General features: G+C 57.0%; 13 protein-coding genes and 1 tRNA gene. 9 read left to right on the forward strand and 5 right to left on the reverse strand.

Annotated features, from left to right (window positions below):
• Window positions 1-65 precede the first annotated feature (65 nt).
• On the forward strand, window positions 66-260 hold the full coding sequence (locus ACR0DK_RS11100) for a hypothetical protein (protein WP_170393013.1): 195 nt from the start codon (window positions 66-68) through the stop codon (window positions 258-260).
• Between the two features lie 6 nt (window positions 261-266).
• Here ACR0DK_RS11100 and ACR0DK_RS11105 read toward each other — a convergent pair whose 3' ends face one another.
• Complete coding sequence (locus ACR0DK_RS11105) at window positions 267-983, reverse strand: RlmE family RNA methyltransferase (RefSeq protein WP_170393014.1); 717 nt, start codon at window positions 981-983, stop codon at window positions 267-269.
• Window positions 983-2,095 (reverse strand): Ppx/GppA phosphatase family protein, encoded by a 1,113-nt coding sequence (locus ACR0DK_RS11110; RefSeq protein WP_170393015.1) that lies wholly within the window; start codon window positions 2,093-2,095, stop codon window positions 983-985. Before ACR0DK_RS11110 ends, ACR0DK_RS11105 begins: the two co-directional genes overlap by 1 nt.
• Window positions 2,096-2,336: 241 nt before the next feature.
• On the opposite strand from ACR0DK_RS11110, the gene ACR0DK_RS11115 reads away from it, so the two are divergent.
• The 4 genes from ACR0DK_RS11115 (at window position 2,337) to ACR0DK_RS11130 (ending at window position 4,844) form a co-directional block, all read left to right on the forward strand.
• On the forward strand, window positions 2,337-2,633 hold the full coding sequence (locus ACR0DK_RS11115) for a virulence factor (protein WP_170393016.1): 297 nt from the start codon (window positions 2,337-2,339) through the stop codon (window positions 2,631-2,633).
• Between the two features lie 26 nt (window positions 2,634-2,659).
• Complete coding sequence (locus tag ACR0DK_RS11120; protein ID WP_170509779.1) at window positions 2,660-3,586, forward strand: methylenetetrahydrofolate reductase; 927 nt, start codon at window positions 2,660-2,662, stop codon at window positions 3,584-3,586.
• A 9-nt stretch (window positions 3,587-3,595) separates the two neighbouring features.
• Entirely contained in the window at window positions 3,596-4,660 is a 1,065-nt protein-coding gene (locus tag ACR0DK_RS11125; protein ID WP_170393018.1) for a methyltetrahydrofolate cobalamin methyltransferase, read from the forward strand.
• A gap of 110 nt (window positions 4,661-4,770) precedes the next feature.
• A tRNA-Gly gene (locus ACR0DK_RS11130) sits at window positions 4,771-4,844 on the forward strand.
• Between the two features lies 1 nt (window position 4,845).
• On the opposite strand, the gene ACR0DK_RS11135 is transcribed toward ACR0DK_RS11130, so the two are convergent.
• Complete coding sequence (locus ACR0DK_RS11135; protein WP_170509785.1) at window positions 4,846-5,703, reverse strand: class I SAM-dependent methyltransferase; 858 nt, start codon at window positions 5,701-5,703, stop codon at window positions 4,846-4,848.
• A 24-nt stretch (window positions 5,704-5,727) separates the two neighbouring features.
• Window positions 5,728-7,773 (reverse strand): ASKHA domain-containing protein, encoded by a 2,046-nt coding sequence (locus ACR0DK_RS11140; protein ID WP_223118024.1) that lies wholly within the window; start codon window positions 7,771-7,773, stop codon window positions 5,728-5,730.
• Between the two features lie 215 nt (window positions 7,774-7,988).
• Here ACR0DK_RS11140 and guaB point away from each other — a divergent pair, with 215 nt between their 5' ends.
• The 3 genes from guaB (at window position 7,989) to ACR0DK_RS11155 (ending at window position 13,056) form a co-directional block, all read left to right on the forward strand.
• Window positions 7,989-9,437 carry an IMP dehydrogenase gene (gene guaB, locus ACR0DK_RS11145; RefSeq protein WP_170510229.1) on the forward strand — a complete coding sequence of 483 codons (1,449 nt, stop codon included), beginning with the start codon at window positions 7,989-7,991 and terminating at the stop codon, window positions 9,435-9,437.
• A gap of 60 nt (window positions 9,438-9,497) precedes the next feature.
• Entirely contained in the window at window positions 9,498-10,661 is a 1,164-nt protein-coding gene (locus tag ACR0DK_RS11150) for an RsmB/NOP family class I SAM-dependent RNA methyltransferase (RefSeq protein WP_480736156.1), read from the forward strand.
• A 103-nt stretch (window positions 10,662-10,764) separates the two neighbouring features.
• Window positions 10,765-13,056: an ATP-binding protein gene (locus ACR0DK_RS11155; protein WP_480736158.1), complete on the forward strand. Its 2,292-nt coding sequence runs from the start codon at window positions 10,765-10,767 to the stop codon at window positions 13,054-13,056.
• Window positions 13,057-13,061: 5 nt separating this feature from the next.
• Here ACR0DK_RS11155 and ACR0DK_RS11160 read toward each other — a convergent pair whose 3' ends face one another.
• Window positions 13,062-13,655 (reverse strand): sulfotransferase family 2 domain-containing protein, encoded by a 594-nt coding sequence (locus ACR0DK_RS11160; protein WP_170562662.1) that lies wholly within the window; start codon window positions 13,653-13,655, stop codon window positions 13,062-13,064.
• Window positions 13,656-13,845: 190 nt separating this feature from the next.
• On the opposite strand from ACR0DK_RS11160, the gene recA reads away from it, so the two are divergent.
• The gene (recA, locus tag ACR0DK_RS11165; RefSeq protein ID WP_170595572.1) at window positions 13,846-14,910 is read left to right on the forward strand and encodes a recombinase RecA; all 1,065 of its coding nucleotides are present in this window, start codon (window positions 13,846-13,848) and stop codon (window positions 14,908-14,910) included.
• The last annotated feature ends 74 nt before the right edge of the window (window positions 14,911-14,984 follow it).

Consider the following 14,984-nt stretch of genomic DNA (forward strand, 5'->3'; position numbering starts at 1 on the left):
CATCTTCACGGCGCATTCTGCGGTTAGCCAACCGGTATAAGCACTCGGATTGCTACAGGTGATGTATGCCGGATCGCACCGCAACCCTCGCAAAGCCGCTGACGGCGGCCCGTAAAACGACGCTTGACCAGCGTATTGAAGAGCTGCGCGCGCGCAAGCCTGTCGATATCAATCATGGCGAAGCACTATTGCTGCAAGGCATAGCTGCAGCGTCTCTGCGGAAACAGAGTATAGCGCCGGGAAAGATCGATCTGGATTAACGCCGCTTAACCCCGGAAGCCGGTGGCGACAACAAACTTCTCGGAACTATCAGAACGTGAGGCCGGAGGCTTCACATTGGCAACCTTGTTGAATTTCTGCTTGAGCAGTTTCTGAAGGTCCCCCTCAGCCCCGCCAGCAAGCACCTTGGCAACGAAGGTGCCGCCCTCTTCCAGCACGTCGAACGCGAAATAAGCCGCCGTTTCGCACAAGGCCATGATCCGCAGGTGATCAGTCTGTTTGTGGCCCGAGGATGCAGCCGCCATATCAGACATGACCACGTCCGCTTTGCCACCCAGCCAGTCCTTGACCTTCTGATCGGCGTCATCTTCCATGAAATCAAGGACATGCGCGGTGGCACCGGCGACGGGCTCAACCTCTTGAAGGTCAACCCCCAGGACGGTGCCGATGCGCTTGCCGCTTTTCTCGCCGAGTGCATTGACGCGTTTCACAGCGACTTGCAGCCAGCCACCGGGCGCACATCCCAGATCGACCACGCGCGCGCCGGGTACGAGAAACCGGAACTTGTCGTCCAACTCAAGTATCTTGAATGCCGCGCGTCCGCGATAGCCTTCGACCTGCGCGCGTTTGACATAGGGGTCGTTCAACTGCCGTTCTAACCAGCGGGTCGAGCTGAGCTTGCGCCCGCGCGCTGTCTTGACCTTCACCTTCAGGTCGCGTTGTCCGCGACCCGAGTTGCTTTTGCCAGTTGGTGTCTTCGCCATCAGAACGGTCCGTCTTCCAATACACCGTCCGCACTCATTTGCGCATAAAGCAAACCCTCGCGCAGCCCACGGTCCGCCACAGAAAGGCGATCGGTGGGCCAGCAGCGCAACAGGGCCTGCAAGATGGCCGAGCCGGACATGATCAGGGCCTGCCGATCTTCCCCGATCCGGGGATCACGGCGGCGCCCACGAGGGCCGAGTTCTAGATAGCCTCGTATCACCTTGTCAATCTGATCGCTGGTCATCCGCAATCCGTCCACCTTCGTCCGGTCATAGCGCTTGAGGCCAAGGTGTGAGGCGGCGACAGTGGTCACCGTTCCGCTGGTGCCCACAATCTGAAACCCTTCGCGGGCCTGTTCATCCTTGTAAGGTGCGAAATCGGCCAGATTTTCTTCGAAAAACCAGCTCATTAGCGCAAAACGCGCGGCATCGTCTTCGACGTCGTTGAACTGATCACGCAATGTTGCCACGCCCAGCGGGACGCTGATCCAATCAACTACCTTGGCCGCAGGGAAAGGGCTTTCAGGTGTGTGGAACCCGTTATGCAATCTCATAATCGCGGCAGGCCGATCCCGACGAGGAACAGAGGAGATGTCGATCCAGACCAATTCGGTTGAGCCGCCGCCGATATCGACGACCAACAATTGCTCGGTCTTGGTCGACACCAGCGGTGCACAGGAAATCACAGCCAGACGTGCTTCTTCCTCGGGCTGGATGATGTCGAGCGTCAGGCCGGTTTCGCGTTTAACTTGCCGGATGAAATCGCGTGAATTCTTGGCGCGACGGCAAGCCTCGGTTGCGATCAAGCGCATGCGCTTGACCTTGTTACGCTTGAGTTTTTGCTGACAAATCCGCAGCGCCTGTACGGTACGTGCCATGGACGCCCGCGACAATCGCCCGGTGCGTTCCAGACCGGCACCCAACTGCACCGATTTGGAGAAGCTGTCCACCACATGAAATCCACTGCCCTTGGGCTGGGCGATCAACATGCGGCAGCTATTTGTCCCCAAATCCAGTGCCGCATATAACGCATCTGGATCGGGTCTTGCCGGCGCGGGGCTTTCGACCGCTTTCGGGAACGCGCCCGCACCTCTGGGACGCTTGGGCGCCATCTTAAACGCCCTCCGATTTTCGAGTTACCCCGACCATAGGTCGCGCAATTGGATCACGCAAGACGCTCATTAAAGTCATTAGGATTTTGATGTTCGGTTTTGGCCACCAAGGCATTAAAAGCTGCGGTATGCAGCCGTGGGCAAAAAGGTCGCTGCAAATACGCCGTATGTCGAAAATCGACCGACTTGGACCCACATTGAAGTTTAGAACCGGTCCATCTGGTTAGGAGGAATCACGGTAATGCCTGACGTCACCATCGTATATTGGCGCGATATTCCCGCCCAAGTCATCGTCGGCAAGGGCCGTCGTGGCGCTAAGCGGCAGTTGGAAGAGCGGTTTGAACAAGCCATCGACCGGGCCGCAATGAAGGTGAACGCCAAGGATAGTGATGCCTATCTGGCCGAGTGGCGCAAAGCCGAGCCTTTCGCAGTTGAGGGCGACCCGTCCGAAATTGCCGAAGCCGAGGCCGCGCGTTTGGAAACAGAGTACGATCAGGACCGTATCAAGACCCTGATCGCCAATGACGGTTGGGCATGAGCCCCAGATCTTTATGGGAGGCCGCTATGGCTTTGCTGAACTTCAAGAAACGTGATGCGGTCGAAAACGGCCCTGTGAACCCGACCGTCGAAGCCTTTTTGCAGGGCTACTCGATCGAGGTGATGCCGCGCACTGCGGAAAAGGTCGAAGATTTCCGCGCGCTGCTGCCAGAAGGCACCCGTGTCTACATCGCCCATATCGAGGGCACGCCAATCGAAGACATGGTCAAAACTGCCAAGCGCATCGCGGCCGAAGGTTACCCTGTCATGCCGCATTTCCCGGCACGGATCATCAAGGATGCCGCAACGCTGGAAAACTGGATTTCCATGTATCAGGGTGAAGCGGGCGTCGAGCAGGCGCTTCTGCTGGCCGGTGGGGTCGCCAAACCGCATGGTGATTTCGACAGCTCGATGCAGCTGCTGGAAACCGGACTGTTCGACAAGGCGGGGTTCAAGCGACTGCACGTAGCCGGTCACCCCGAAGGCAACAAGGATATCGATCCCGACGGCTCGACCAAGAATGTCGATGACGCGCTGCGCTGGAAGCAGAAGTTTTCGGAAACCACCGACGCCGAAATGGCGCTGGCCACTCAGTTTGCGTTCGACGCCAAGCCGATCATCGCTTGGGCAAACGGTCTGAAAGAAGCGGGTATTGATCTGCCGATCCATATCGGTATCGCGGGCCCGGCGAAGCTGCAGACGCTGATCAAATTCGCTATCGCCTGCGGCGTTGGTCCATCGCTGAAAGTCCTGCAGAAGCGCGCCATGGACGTGTCCAAGCTGCTGTTGCCTTACGAGCCAACCGATGTGGTCACCGAACTGGCCAATCACAAGGCAGCCAACCCGGATTTCAATATCACCAAGGTACACTTCTTCCCGCTGGGCGGGATCAAGACCAACGCCAACTGGGCGATCAACAACGGCGGCGCTTCGGCAAAGCCGGTTAACTCCTAAGGAACGGACATGACCCGTACAGTCGTAGAATCAAAAACAAAAACTGCCGTTCTGGGCTTTGACGAACCGTTCTGCGTTATCGGTGAGCGGATCAACCCAACGGGCCGTAAGAAACTGGCTGCCGAATTGGAAGCAGGCGATTTCTCGACAGTCGAAAAGGATGCTCTGGCGCAGGTCGCTGCAGGCGCGACCGTTCTGGATATCAACGCAGGTGTCGTCTACAACTCGAACCCCAACCCGAACGAGACCGAGCCGCCGCTGATGACCAAGATCGTCGAGCTGGTGCAGGGGCTTGTTGATGTACCGCTTTGCATCGATTCCTCGGTTCCGGGCGCTTTGGAAGCCGGTCTTGAGGCGGCGGAAGGTCGTCCGCTGTTGAACTCGGTCACCGGTGAAGAAGAGCGTCTGGAACTGGTTTTGCCACTGGTCAAGAAATACAACGTACCCGTTGTGGCGATCTCGAACGATGACACCGGAATCTCGGAAGACCCCGATGTGCGTTTTGCCGTCGCCAAAACCATCGTTGAGCGTGCAGCCGATCACGGCATCCCGGCTCATGACATCGTGGTCGATCCGCTGGTCATGCCGATTGGTGCGATGGCAACTGCTGGCCAGCAGGTGTTTGCTCTGGTCCGTCGTCTGCGGGAAGAGCTGGGCGTGAACACCACATGCGGTGCGTCCAACATCTCGTTCGGCCTGCCGAACCGTCACGGTATCAACAACGCCTTCCTGCCGATGGCAATGGGTGCGGGAATGACTTCAGCGATCATGAACCCGGTGGCTCTGCCGGTGACTCAGAAGAAGATTGCTGAAAAGAAAGAGGCCGTTGCTGCCGCCGGTATCATTCTGCCCGAGGATATGGACGACGAAACCTTTGTACAGATGTTCGGTCTGGGTTCGACCCTTCCGCGTGCGGGCAAAGAGATGGAGGCCATCCGCGCCGCCAACCTGCTGACCAACAACGACGCACATGGCGGTGAGTGGATCAGGTTCAACAAACCACCCGCCGAGGCCGGAGCCGAAGGCGAGGGTGCACGCGGACGTCGTGGCGGCGGTCGCCGTCGCCGCGCTTAAGGTATATAAAACAATCGATTGGGCCGGATCTTTGATCCGGCCTTTTCGATTCGTCAGGGTTTGTTGACCCTTGAACCCCGGTAAAGAGCAGTGCTAATCAATGCCCAGCGGCGGGTATGATGTAATGGTAGCCTGTCAGCTTCCCAAGCTGAACGCGCGGGTTCGATTCCCGCTACCCGCTCCAATCATTCTGCGCGTCGGGCCTGATAGAGGTTGATCATCGCCGGGATGAGGATCTCCGAACCAGACTGATACTGTCGGAACTCTTCTGCGACCGCTTGTTGAATAGCGTCAGTATCAGCCTCACTCCCTTCGAAATGAGCAACAACACGGCCCGCAGGACCAACACGTGTCACCAGCCTCGCCGTGCCTTCAACGCCGCCAAAACCCGTCAGGTTCACTGTGATCGCGTCGCCGGTTATTTCAGACAGCCCCGCTTGGGTCATCAGACCTTTGACATGGTCGATGTCGTGGAACGCCAGCGGCCCGGGCGCATAGCGGTCTACGCGGGGCGGTTGACCCATTCGCCGAACGGCGGCGACATGGGGTATCTTGAACCACGGGTTGACGTCCAATGGCCCCCAGGAAGCGAACGTCATTTGCCCACCGGGTTTCAGTGCCGAGGCGATGTTTCGGAATGCTGCGATCGAGTCGCTAAAGAACATGACACCAAACCGGGAGATTGCGGCATCCATTTGTCCGGGTTCAAACGCGTAGGTTTGCGCATCCGCGTGCTGAAAAGTGATAGTCTGTATCCCGTCGCTTTCAGCACGTTTGGCTGCGCGGTCCAGAAAGGGCTGTGAAATGTCAGCGGCCAGAACGTGCCCGTTCGGCCCTACCGCGCGGGCGGCAGCGATTGCACTGACGCCCGTGCCACATCCGATATCCAGCACCTTCATGCCTGCCGACAAGGCGGCCCGGTTCAGAACGAGATCAAGAACAGGCGCAAAGGCGTGGTCAAGCTGATCCTCATAGGTCAGCCATTTGGTGCCTTGTTCCGAGTTTCCCCAGAATTCCGCCTGTTCCTCGTTCACTGATGTCATGTTCGCCTCCTGTGGATGGGGCGACTATGACCTCCGGCGGCGTCGGCGGCCAGATTTTTCCTCATCCCCGCCGCCGGTATTGAAGGACGGAGCGGGCAGGGTGACGACCTGGGCCAATTCAGGGAACGGATCGGTTTTGTGCGGGATCGCATTGGCGGCGACGAAATGGTCCTGAAACTTGGGCTCGATTGCCGTTTCGACCTTGGTGATCTCGCGCACCACGCGTTCGATCTCGGCCCGCGATCCGATGTTACACAGCGCGATCCGGGCACCGGTTCCAGCGGCATTACCCGCGCTGGAGACCTTCTCCAGCGGTGCATCAGGGATCATACCCAGCACCATCGCGTGTTTGGTCGAAATATGCGCGCCGAAGGCACCGGCCAGTACCACACGATCCACACGGTCAACCTCCATCTCATCCATTAGGAGACGCGCTCCGGCGTAGAGCGCGGATTTAGCCAACTGGATGGCACGGATATCACCCTGAGTTACCGTGATACGCGGACCGCCCTCGGCGCTGGCGTCGTGGATCAGATAAGAGTTGGTGCGGCCTTCGGGAATGCAACGCGATGTGCCCGTCTGCGCGGCCGAGCCGATCAGCCCGCTTTCGTCCAGAAGACCTGCAATGCGCATCTCGGCCACGGCCTCGATAATGCCTGAGCCGCAGATACCGGTGATGCCCGTGGTGGCAATGTCCTGATCAAAGCCTTCGTCATTCGACCATTTCTCGGACCCGATCACGCGGAAACGCGGTTCTTTGGTGACAGGATCGATTTCGATTCGTTCAATCGCACCGGGCGCGGCTCTCTGGCCCGAGCTGATCTGGGCACCCTCAAATGCGGGGCCGGTGGGTGACGAACAGGCCAGAACGCGGTGGGTGTTGCCCAGCAAGATTTCCGCATTGGTACCCACATCCACGATCAGTACCAGATCGTCGGACTTGCCGGGTTCCTCGGATAGGGCAACGGCAGCGCAGTCCGCACCCACATGGCCCGCAATACACGGCAGGATGTAGACCTGCGCGCGTGGATTCATCGTGGTCAGGTCCATCTCATGCGCAGGCAGGGACATGCTTTCCGAACTTGCCAACGCAAATGGGGCCTGACCCAGTTCAACCGGGTCCAGACCCAGCAGAAGGTGGTGCATGACCGGATTGCAGACGAACACTGTTTCGACGATCAAAGCGGCATCGATCCCGGCCTCATCAGCGATTGAAGTGGTCAGATCGTTGATCGCTTCGCGCACGGCCCGGGTCATTTCCTTGTCGCCACCGGGATTCATCATGGCGTAAGACACGCGGCTCATCAGGTCTTCGCCGAAACGAATTTGCGGGTTCATCAGGCCGGAAGAAGCCTTGACTTCACCGGTTTCCAGATCGGTCAGGTGCGCAGCGATGGTGGTCGAGCCGAGGTCGATAGCCAGACCGTAAAGCCCATGTTCGTGCAGGCCGGGCCAAATTTCGACGATACGGGCCACGTTGTCCTTGTGGCCTTTGTGGACGGCGACCGTGACCTCCCATTTCCCTTTGCGCAGCACTGGCTGCAGCTTGGACATCAGCGACAGGTCGGCGGTGATTGCATCGATCTTCCACTGCTCGCGCAGGGCGCGTTCTAACCGTTCCAGATCGCCTGTGGGCGAGTGCATGTCGGGTTCTTCAACCACCACGAAATACAGGCGTGTTGCAGGGTCCATGGTGATGGCGCGGGCGGCGGCGGCCTTGCGGACCACCTGGCGGTGAACCTGGCTTTCAGGAGGCACGTCGATCACCACGTCACCCTGAACCGAGGCCTGACAGCCCAAACGGCGCCCGGGTTTCAAGCCTCGCTTGTCGTCATAACGCTGTTCAACCGCGTTCCACTCGCTCAGCGCGTCCTCCGAGACGGTCACGCCATGCTTGGGAAACTCGCCATAGCTGGGGGTGATCTGACATTTCGAACAAATACCGCGTCCACCGCAGACTGAATCAAGATCGACACCCAACTGGCGCGCTGCCGTCAGGATTGGCGTGCCAACGGGAAAGTGTCCGCGTTTGCCGGACGGGGTAAAAACGACAAGAGGATCGGTGGTCATGAATGGCCTGCCTTTGTATTCGCGCGTATGCCGGCGAACATATGGGTTTGAACGCAAAGGGAAAGGGCATTCAGCGGCACGTTTTGCATTGCTAGCGTCGTTTTCGGGCGTGGCAGAAGCCCGCAGGGGAAAACAACTTGGGTTCGGGGCTTTCCCTCTGGTGAAATCCATGCAATAGGGTCACCGTCAAACGGGCTTTTGCATGGGGTTATCAAATGCAGATTCGTGAGGCACTCACCTTCGACGACGTTCTTCTGGTTCCGGGCGCATCTTCTGTGCTTCCGGCAACGGCAGATACGAGCACACGCGTGACGCGTGAAATCACTATGAACATCCCGCTGCTCAGTTCGGCGATGGACACGGTGACCGAGGCGCGCATGGCCATCGCGATGGCACAAGCCGGAGGGATCGGAGTTGTGCACAAGAACCTCTCAGTCGAGGAACAGGCGCGTGAAATTCGTCGGGTAAAGCGGTTCGAATCCGGTATCGTCTATAACCCTGTGACGTTGCGCGCGGATCAGACACTGGCGGATGCGCAGGCTTTGGTCGAGCGGTATAATTTCACAGGTTTCCCTGTGGTAGACGAAAGTGGCCGGGTCGTTGGTATCGTCACGAACCGAGATATGCGCTTTGCAACCTCGGATGATACGCCGATCCACGCGATGATGACTTCGGACAATCTGGCGATGCTGCAAGAGCCTGCCGATCTCGAAGAAGCCAAAAGCCTGATGCGCGCGCGCCGGATCGAAAAACTGTTGGTTGTTGACGGTGGTGGCAAGCTGACCGGTTTGCTGACCCTGAAAGACACCGAACAGGCTGTGCTGAACCCTACTGCATGCAAAGACCGCCTGGGTCGCCTGAGGGTGGCAGCGGCTACCTCGGTTGGTGATGCAGGATTTGAGCGGTCTGAGCAGCTGGTGGATTCAGGCGTCGACATCATCGTTGTGGACACGGCACACGGCCATTCGCAGGGGGTTCTGGACGCGGTGAAACGTGCCAAGACGCTGTCGAACGAGGTTCAGATCATCGCCGGTAACGTCGCCACTGCCGAAGCCACCAAAGCGCTGATCGATGCAGGTGCAGACGCGATCAAAGTGGGCATCGGGCCCGGCTCGATCTGTACCACACGGATGGTCGCGGGTGTTGGCGTCCCTCAGTTGACGGCCATCATGGATTGTGCCGCTGCGGCGGGGGAAGTTCCGGTCATTGCTGATGGTGGCATCAAATTCTCGGGCGATTTTGCCAAGGCCATAGCGGCGGGTGCGTCTTGTGCCATGGTCGGCTCAATGATCGCTGGTACGGATGAAAGCCCGGGCGAGGTCATTCTGTATCAAGGACGTTCGTTCAAATCCTATCGCGGCATGGGCAGCCTGGGTGCGATGGCGCGCGGCTCGGCGGATCGCTATTTCCAGAAGGACGCCGCGAATGACAAGCTGGTGCCCGAAGGGATCGAAGGTCAGGTGCCGTACAAAGGGTCCGCAAGCGCTGTTGTGCACCAACTGGTTGGAGGTTTGCGCGCGGCGATGGGCTATACCGGTTGTGCCACCGTCGATGAGATGCGCCAGAACTGCAACTTTGTCAAAATCACTGGCGCAGGTTTGAAGGAAAGCCATGTGCATGACGTTCAGATCACACGGGAAAGCCCCAATTATCGCGTGATGTAAGTTTGTGAGACCCTTCAGGGGGTCTCTCGAAATTGATCGTGTAGACGAACGGAAAACGCGATGACACCTGCTGCTCGGGTTCAGGCCTCGATCGAGATCCTCGATGACATTCTTGCCGGTGCACCGGTCGAGAAGGCGTTGACCGGCTGGGCTCGACGCAGTCGGTTCGCGGGATCTAAGGATCGCGCTGCGATCCGGGATCATGTGTTTGATGCATTGCGGTGCAAGCGATCCTTCTCGGCGCTCGGTGGATCCGAGACGGGGCGCGGCCTGATGATCGGTGCCGCCCGATCCTTGGACTCAGACCTAACGTCATTATTTTCGGGTGCGCGGTATGCACCTGCAGAGGTAACCGAAGCTGACCAACCCAGGTCATTTCAGAGCGACGCAGAACGTCTGGATATCCCTGAATGGTTGTGGCCCCAATTTCAGGCCGCGTTGAAGGACGAAGCTGAACTTGCCGCAGCCACGCTACAATCGCGCGCTCCGGTTCATCTGAGGGTTAATCTGCTGAAAGCTGACCGACCCTCGGCCATTCAGCGATTGGCTGCCGATGGGATTACGGCGCATCCACATTCGGCTTGCGACACCGCATTGGAAGTGACCGTAGGCGCACGCAAGATATCTCAGAGCGGTCCGTATACAGATGGGCTGGTTGAGTTGCAGGATGCCGCAAGCCAGGCGGTTGTTGCCGCGCTTGATTTACAGCCAGGCATGCGTGTCCTGGACTATTGTGCGGGTGGCGGAGGCAAGTCCCTTGCTTTAGCGGCTACGGATATGGGTGTTCAGGTCTTTGCCCATGATGCCAATCCCAACCGTATGCGCGACTTGCCAGCGCGCGCGGCAAGGGCGGGCGCGGATGTCAAGATCCTGACCACAGGCCAAGTCTCCAGTCAGGCGCCGTTCGATGTCGTTTTGACAGATGTGCCCTGTTCCGGCAGCGGATCGTGGCGCCGCGCACCGGCAGGGAAATGGGCGCTTACGCCGGAGCGCTTGGACGAGCTGACGCAGATTCAGGCCGCTATTCTACGAGACGTTTCACCTCTCGTTGCGTCCAAAGGCGTGCTTGCCTATGCGACCTGCTCGATGCTGACGATTGAAAACGACGGCATTATTGATGGATTCTTGGCCAGCAATCCCGAATGGCAGAGCGGATACCGCAAAACGTGGCTGGTTTCACACGGGACCGATGGATTTTTCACAGCACACTTGACGAGAATATAAACTTTAAAACACAACCTTAAGAAGTTTATGTCACTGATCATTAAGCAGCAATTAACCATTGTAGGCAGATATTGATCAGAAATTGTAATAATCCGGGCTGTTTATGTCTATTCAATCTGAATTTAACCCCTCTCGATCAAGTGGATGGGGCATTGATCGTGGGCGCTATGCCTCGCTGGCATTGATCGCCATTTTATTGAGCGTACTTTCCTTCTTTGACGTCTTGCCGCCACGGTTAAGTGCCGGGGTCGCAGCCGTTGGCTTGTCCTTCTTGGTAGTAGTGGTCTTTGCCTTGGCGCGTGCTTGGATATTGAAACAGATCGAAGTGCAAACATACGCTGCGATGACGGGTTTTCTAGAGCAAGAAACCGATGCCTGTGTCATTTCGGATGCGACGGGCGAGGTGCTAGTTGCAAACGCTCAGGCCAATGCACGTCTTATTCGGAACGCGGGTATGCGATTAGATGAGTCTCTGCGTACCGTATTTGCAAACCCGTCGGCGGTGCTGTTGCGTTTGCAGTCTCATGCCCTGAAACGAGGATTTTGGGAAGAAGATGTTGTCACGCGCGGACAAACAATACCGGTGTCTGTTTCAAAGCTGGGTGAAAATCGGTTTTGCTGGCGTTTTAGAATAGATGCACCTCAGATCTGGCGCAGCGTGCAGCGGCCGGTTCTGACGGTCGGACGAAATGACGTGGTGCTGGATGCCAATGATGCAGCAATCGAACTTTTTGGTCAGATTCCCACCTGCCTCAAGCCGATGGTTCAGGCTGGCGGTGCAGTTGATGGTAGCATCATACAGATTAAAACCGGGGAAACCGAAGCATCATTCACTGTCACAACGCTCAGGCACAGCGGTATTGTGCGTGAGTTGCTTTTAACGCCGCTGCAGCACGCCGAAGGACCGCAGCACACGACATCATTTGCAGATTTGCCAGTTGCGATCATGTGCATGTCTCCCGATGGAGATGTTAGCGAAGCAAACCACCTCGCGGTTGAATTGGTCGGTGAGATCCAACCGGGGCGGACGAATATCGAAAGCATGATGCAGGGGCTCGGCTATCCGATCAGGGACTGGCTGGCGAGTGCTGCCGAACAAGGCGCAGCACCGCGGTCTGAATTCCTGCGTTTGGTGCGCAAGGACAAAGAGGTGTTTGTGCAAGTTACGCTGTCACGGATTCTCAGGGATGGTCAGGTTTGTCTTATTGCGGTTCTGAACGATGCCACCGAACTGAAAACGATGGAGGCGCAGTTTGTCCAAGGCCAGAAGATGCAAGCCGTTGGGCAATTGGCTGGCGGGGTCGCACATGATTTCAATAACTTGCTGACGGCGATTTCGGGGCATTGTGATCTGTTGCTGTTGCGCCATGACCAAGATGACCCGAATTACGGCGATCTTGTACAGATCAATCAGAACGCCAACCGTGCTGCAGCGTTGGTCAGCCAGCTTCTGGCCTTTTCGCGCAAACAAACGCTCCGGCCCGAGGTGCTGGATCTGCGAGATACAATTTCAGACCTTATCCATTTGCTAAACCGTCTTGTGGGCGAGAAGGTCCGCCTGACGCTCAGTCATGATCCGGTGCTCAAATCCGTCTGCGCGGACAAGCGCCAGTTAGAGCAGGTCTTGATGAACCTGGTCGTCAATGCGCGTGATGCGATGCCCGAGGGTGGGGAGATTCGGATCGAGACCGAAGTAGTGACATTGGATCAATCGATCACGCGCGATCGGGCTACGGTACAGCCGGGGGAATATGTTACGGTCAAAGTCATCGACAGCGGCATCGGGATTCCTGCAGACAAACTGCAAAAAGTGTTTGAGCCATTTTATACGACCAAACGCACAGGCGAGGGGACGGGGCTGGGGCTATCGACTGTTTACGGGATCGTAAAACAGACTGGTGGTTTCATATTTGTCGACAGTGTACAGGACCGGGGAACGGAATTCACCGTGCTCTTGCCTGTGAGTTCCCGGGTCCAAGAATCGGAGCCTGAGGCCCCCGATACGTCAGAGGTGCAAAGTTCCCGATTGGGTGAAGGCGTGGTTTTGTTGGTCGAAGACGAAGCCCCGGTGCGCGCCTTCGCGACGCGGGCGCTTCGCTTGAAAGGCTACACTGTGCTTGAAGCTGAATCAGCCGAAGATGCACTGCAATTGTTGGACGACCCCAATTTGCTGGTGGATGTTTTTGTTACAGATGTGGTCATGCCCGGAATGGACGGCCCGACTTGGGTGCGCGAGGCCATGAAAACCCGCCCTAACGTTCGGGTGGTCTTCATGTCAGGCTATACTGAGGGGGCATTCGGCGAATCTGGTCCTCAGATCGAAAATTCCACCTTCCTGCCCAAGCCGTTTTCGTTGACCCAGCTGACCGAAGCGGTGTTTCAGCAAATGAATTGAAAACGCTATTCGGCAGCACGATACAATGCGTATTCTGCGGCGTTCAATGATTGGAACCGGAGTTCAGTTTGTTTTGAGAAGTCCATCGGGCAAGCGGGCGAGACGTTCTCTCGTGGTAGATCGATTTTACATTCCAGCCGATTCTGAAGGAAATCCAGTATCTTTTGCTGGCTGTCATATTTGAAGATATGCGCAACACCTTTACCGTTACTGCGGGGTTGCAAAAAATCGGTTTGGCATCCCACATCTGCGTAGGCCGGGCGGGGGTTTTGCATATAGGCGTCGAGAAATGCCTCGAAGCTTAAACCTTTTGTGGAATGCGGATGACCTGCCAATTCGGCGCGCGTTCGATATCGATACCAACTTCCCAACCAATCGACAGGTTCGCGCACAATGGCCATGACGTCCATTTCTGCATCAAACATCTTGCGAAACATGGTCTGGAAGAAGCGATCATAGCGACGCATGTTCGCATGTTTCAGGTCTGTTGGTCCGGACACGACGATATCGGCCCGATCGCGCAAAGCTGATTGATACGCGGTGGAGCCGGTCTTTGGAACAGACAGAAGCGCAAGCCGCTTTTCATAGAAAACAAGCATTTATCTTTTCTCTTCAATGCCTTTCATGTCCCAGATTGTCGTAAACGACTCTTTAACACAATTGCTGAAGAGTAGTTTTCATAAGTTTTAGTTGAAATGTTCTCTTTTTGGTCCCATAAGGAACAAGAGGCGAACAAAGCAGCGATTGCCGCCCGATCAAGGGTGTGACAAAAGAGAAGGCGACAGGACAATGGCGGATCTTCTGACGATGAGCGACAAGAAAAACGCAGACAAGCAAAAGGCGCTCGACAGCGCATTGGCCCAGATCGAACGGCAGTTCGGCAAAGGCTCGATCATGAAGTTGGGCGAAGATTCCAAGCAGGATATCGATGCGAGTTCGACCGGATCGCTGGGCTTGGATATCGCTCTGGGGATCGGCGGCTTGCCGATGGGCCGGATCGTCGAGATTTATGGCCCGGAAAGCTCGGGTAAGACCACGCTGACGCTGCACTGCATCGCTGAACAGCAAAAACGCGGCGGAGTCTGCGCGTTCGTCGACGCAGAACATGCACTGGACCCTCAATATGCGCGCAAGCTGGGTGTGGATCTGGATGAATTGCTGATCTCTCAGCCCGACACCGGCGAGCAGGCACTTGAGATCACCGACACCTTGGTGCGGTCGGGGGCCGTGAACATGGTCGTGGTCGACTCGGTTGCGGCGCTGACGCCGAAATCCGAGTTGGAAGGCGACATGGGTGACAGCAGCGTGGGTGTTCAGGCCCGGCTGATGAGCCAGGCGATGCGCAAGCTGACCGGCTCGATCAATCGCTCGAACTGCATGGTGATCTTCATAAACCAGATCAGGATGAAGATCGGTGTGATGTTTGGCAGCCCGGAAACCACTACCGGTGGTAATGCGTTGAAATTCTACAGCTCGGTCCGTCTGGATATTCGCCGTATCGGTGCGATCAAGGATCGGGACGAAGTTGTGGGCAACCAGACCCGCGTCAAGGTCGTCAAGAACAAGGTGGCACCGCCGTTCAAGCAGGTGGAATTCGACATCATGTATGGCGAAGGCATCAGCAAGATGGGTGAGCTTCTGGATCTGGGCGTCAAGGCCGGTGTGGTCGAAAAGTCGGGTTCGTGGTTTAGCTACGGTGATGAGCGGATCGGGCAGGGGCGTGAGAATGCCAAGCAATATCTGCGTGACAATTCCCGTGCGGCGCTCGAGATCGAAGACAAAATACGTGCCGCGCATGGGTTAGACTTTGAAATGCCACCCGAAACGGAAGAGGATGACATCCTCGAAGCTTAAAGCGTGCCTGAGGGGGAACCGAAGAAATCCCCCGGCACCCCGGTAGTGCTAAAATATCTGGAACAGGGTGGCCC

Source organism: Ruegeria sp. CE6 (genome assembly GCF_056537485.1).

What these genes read in the sequence shown, in the direction of transcription:
- ACR0DK_RS11100 (WP_170393013.1), top strand. Translation starts at nt 66, where the DNA reads ATGCCGGATCGCACCGCAACCCTCGCAAAGCCGCTGACGGCGGCCCGT.
- ACR0DK_RS11105 (WP_170393014.1), bottom strand. Translation starts at nt 983, where the DNA reads ATGGCGAAGACACCAACTGGCAAAAGCAACTCGGGTCGCGGACAACGC.
- ACR0DK_RS11110 (WP_170393015.1), bottom strand. Translation starts at nt 2,095, where the DNA reads ATGGCGCCCAAGCGTCCCAGAGGTGCGGGCGCGTTCCCGAAAGCGGTC.
- ACR0DK_RS11115 (WP_170393016.1), top strand. Translation starts at nt 2,337, where the DNA reads ATGCCTGACGTCACCATCGTATATTGGCGCGATATTCCCGCCCAAGTC.
- ACR0DK_RS11120 (WP_170509779.1), top strand. Translation starts at nt 2,660, where the DNA reads ATGGCTTTGCTGAACTTCAAGAAACGTGATGCGGTCGAAAACGGCCCT.
- ACR0DK_RS11125 (WP_170393018.1), top strand. Translation starts at nt 3,596, where the DNA reads ATGACCCGTACAGTCGTAGAATCAAAAACAAAAACTGCCGTTCTGGGC.
- ACR0DK_RS11135 (WP_170509785.1), bottom strand. Translation starts at nt 5,703, where the DNA reads ATGACATCAGTGAACGAGGAACAGGCGGAATTCTGGGGAAACTCGGAA.
- ACR0DK_RS11140 (WP_223118024.1), bottom strand. Translation starts at nt 7,773, where the DNA reads ATGACCACCGATCCTCTTGTCGTTTTTACCCCGTCCGGCAAACGCGGA.
- guaB (WP_170510229.1), top strand. Translation starts at nt 7,989, where the DNA reads ATGCAGATTCGTGAGGCACTCACCTTCGACGACGTTCTTCTGGTTCCG.
- ACR0DK_RS11150 (WP_480736156.1), top strand. Translation starts at nt 9,498, where the DNA reads ATGACACCTGCTGCTCGGGTTCAGGCCTCGATCGAGATCCTCGATGAC.
- ACR0DK_RS11155 (WP_480736158.1), top strand. Translation starts at nt 10,765, where the DNA reads ATGTCTATTCAATCTGAATTTAACCCCTCTCGATCAAGTGGATGGGGC.
- ACR0DK_RS11160 (WP_170562662.1), bottom strand. Translation starts at nt 13,655, where the DNA reads ATGCTTGTTTTCTATGAAAAGCGGCTTGCGCTTCTGTCTGTTCCAAAG.
- recA (WP_170595572.1), top strand. Translation starts at nt 13,846, where the DNA reads ATGGCGGATCTTCTGACGATGAGCGACAAGAAAAACGCAGACAAGCAA.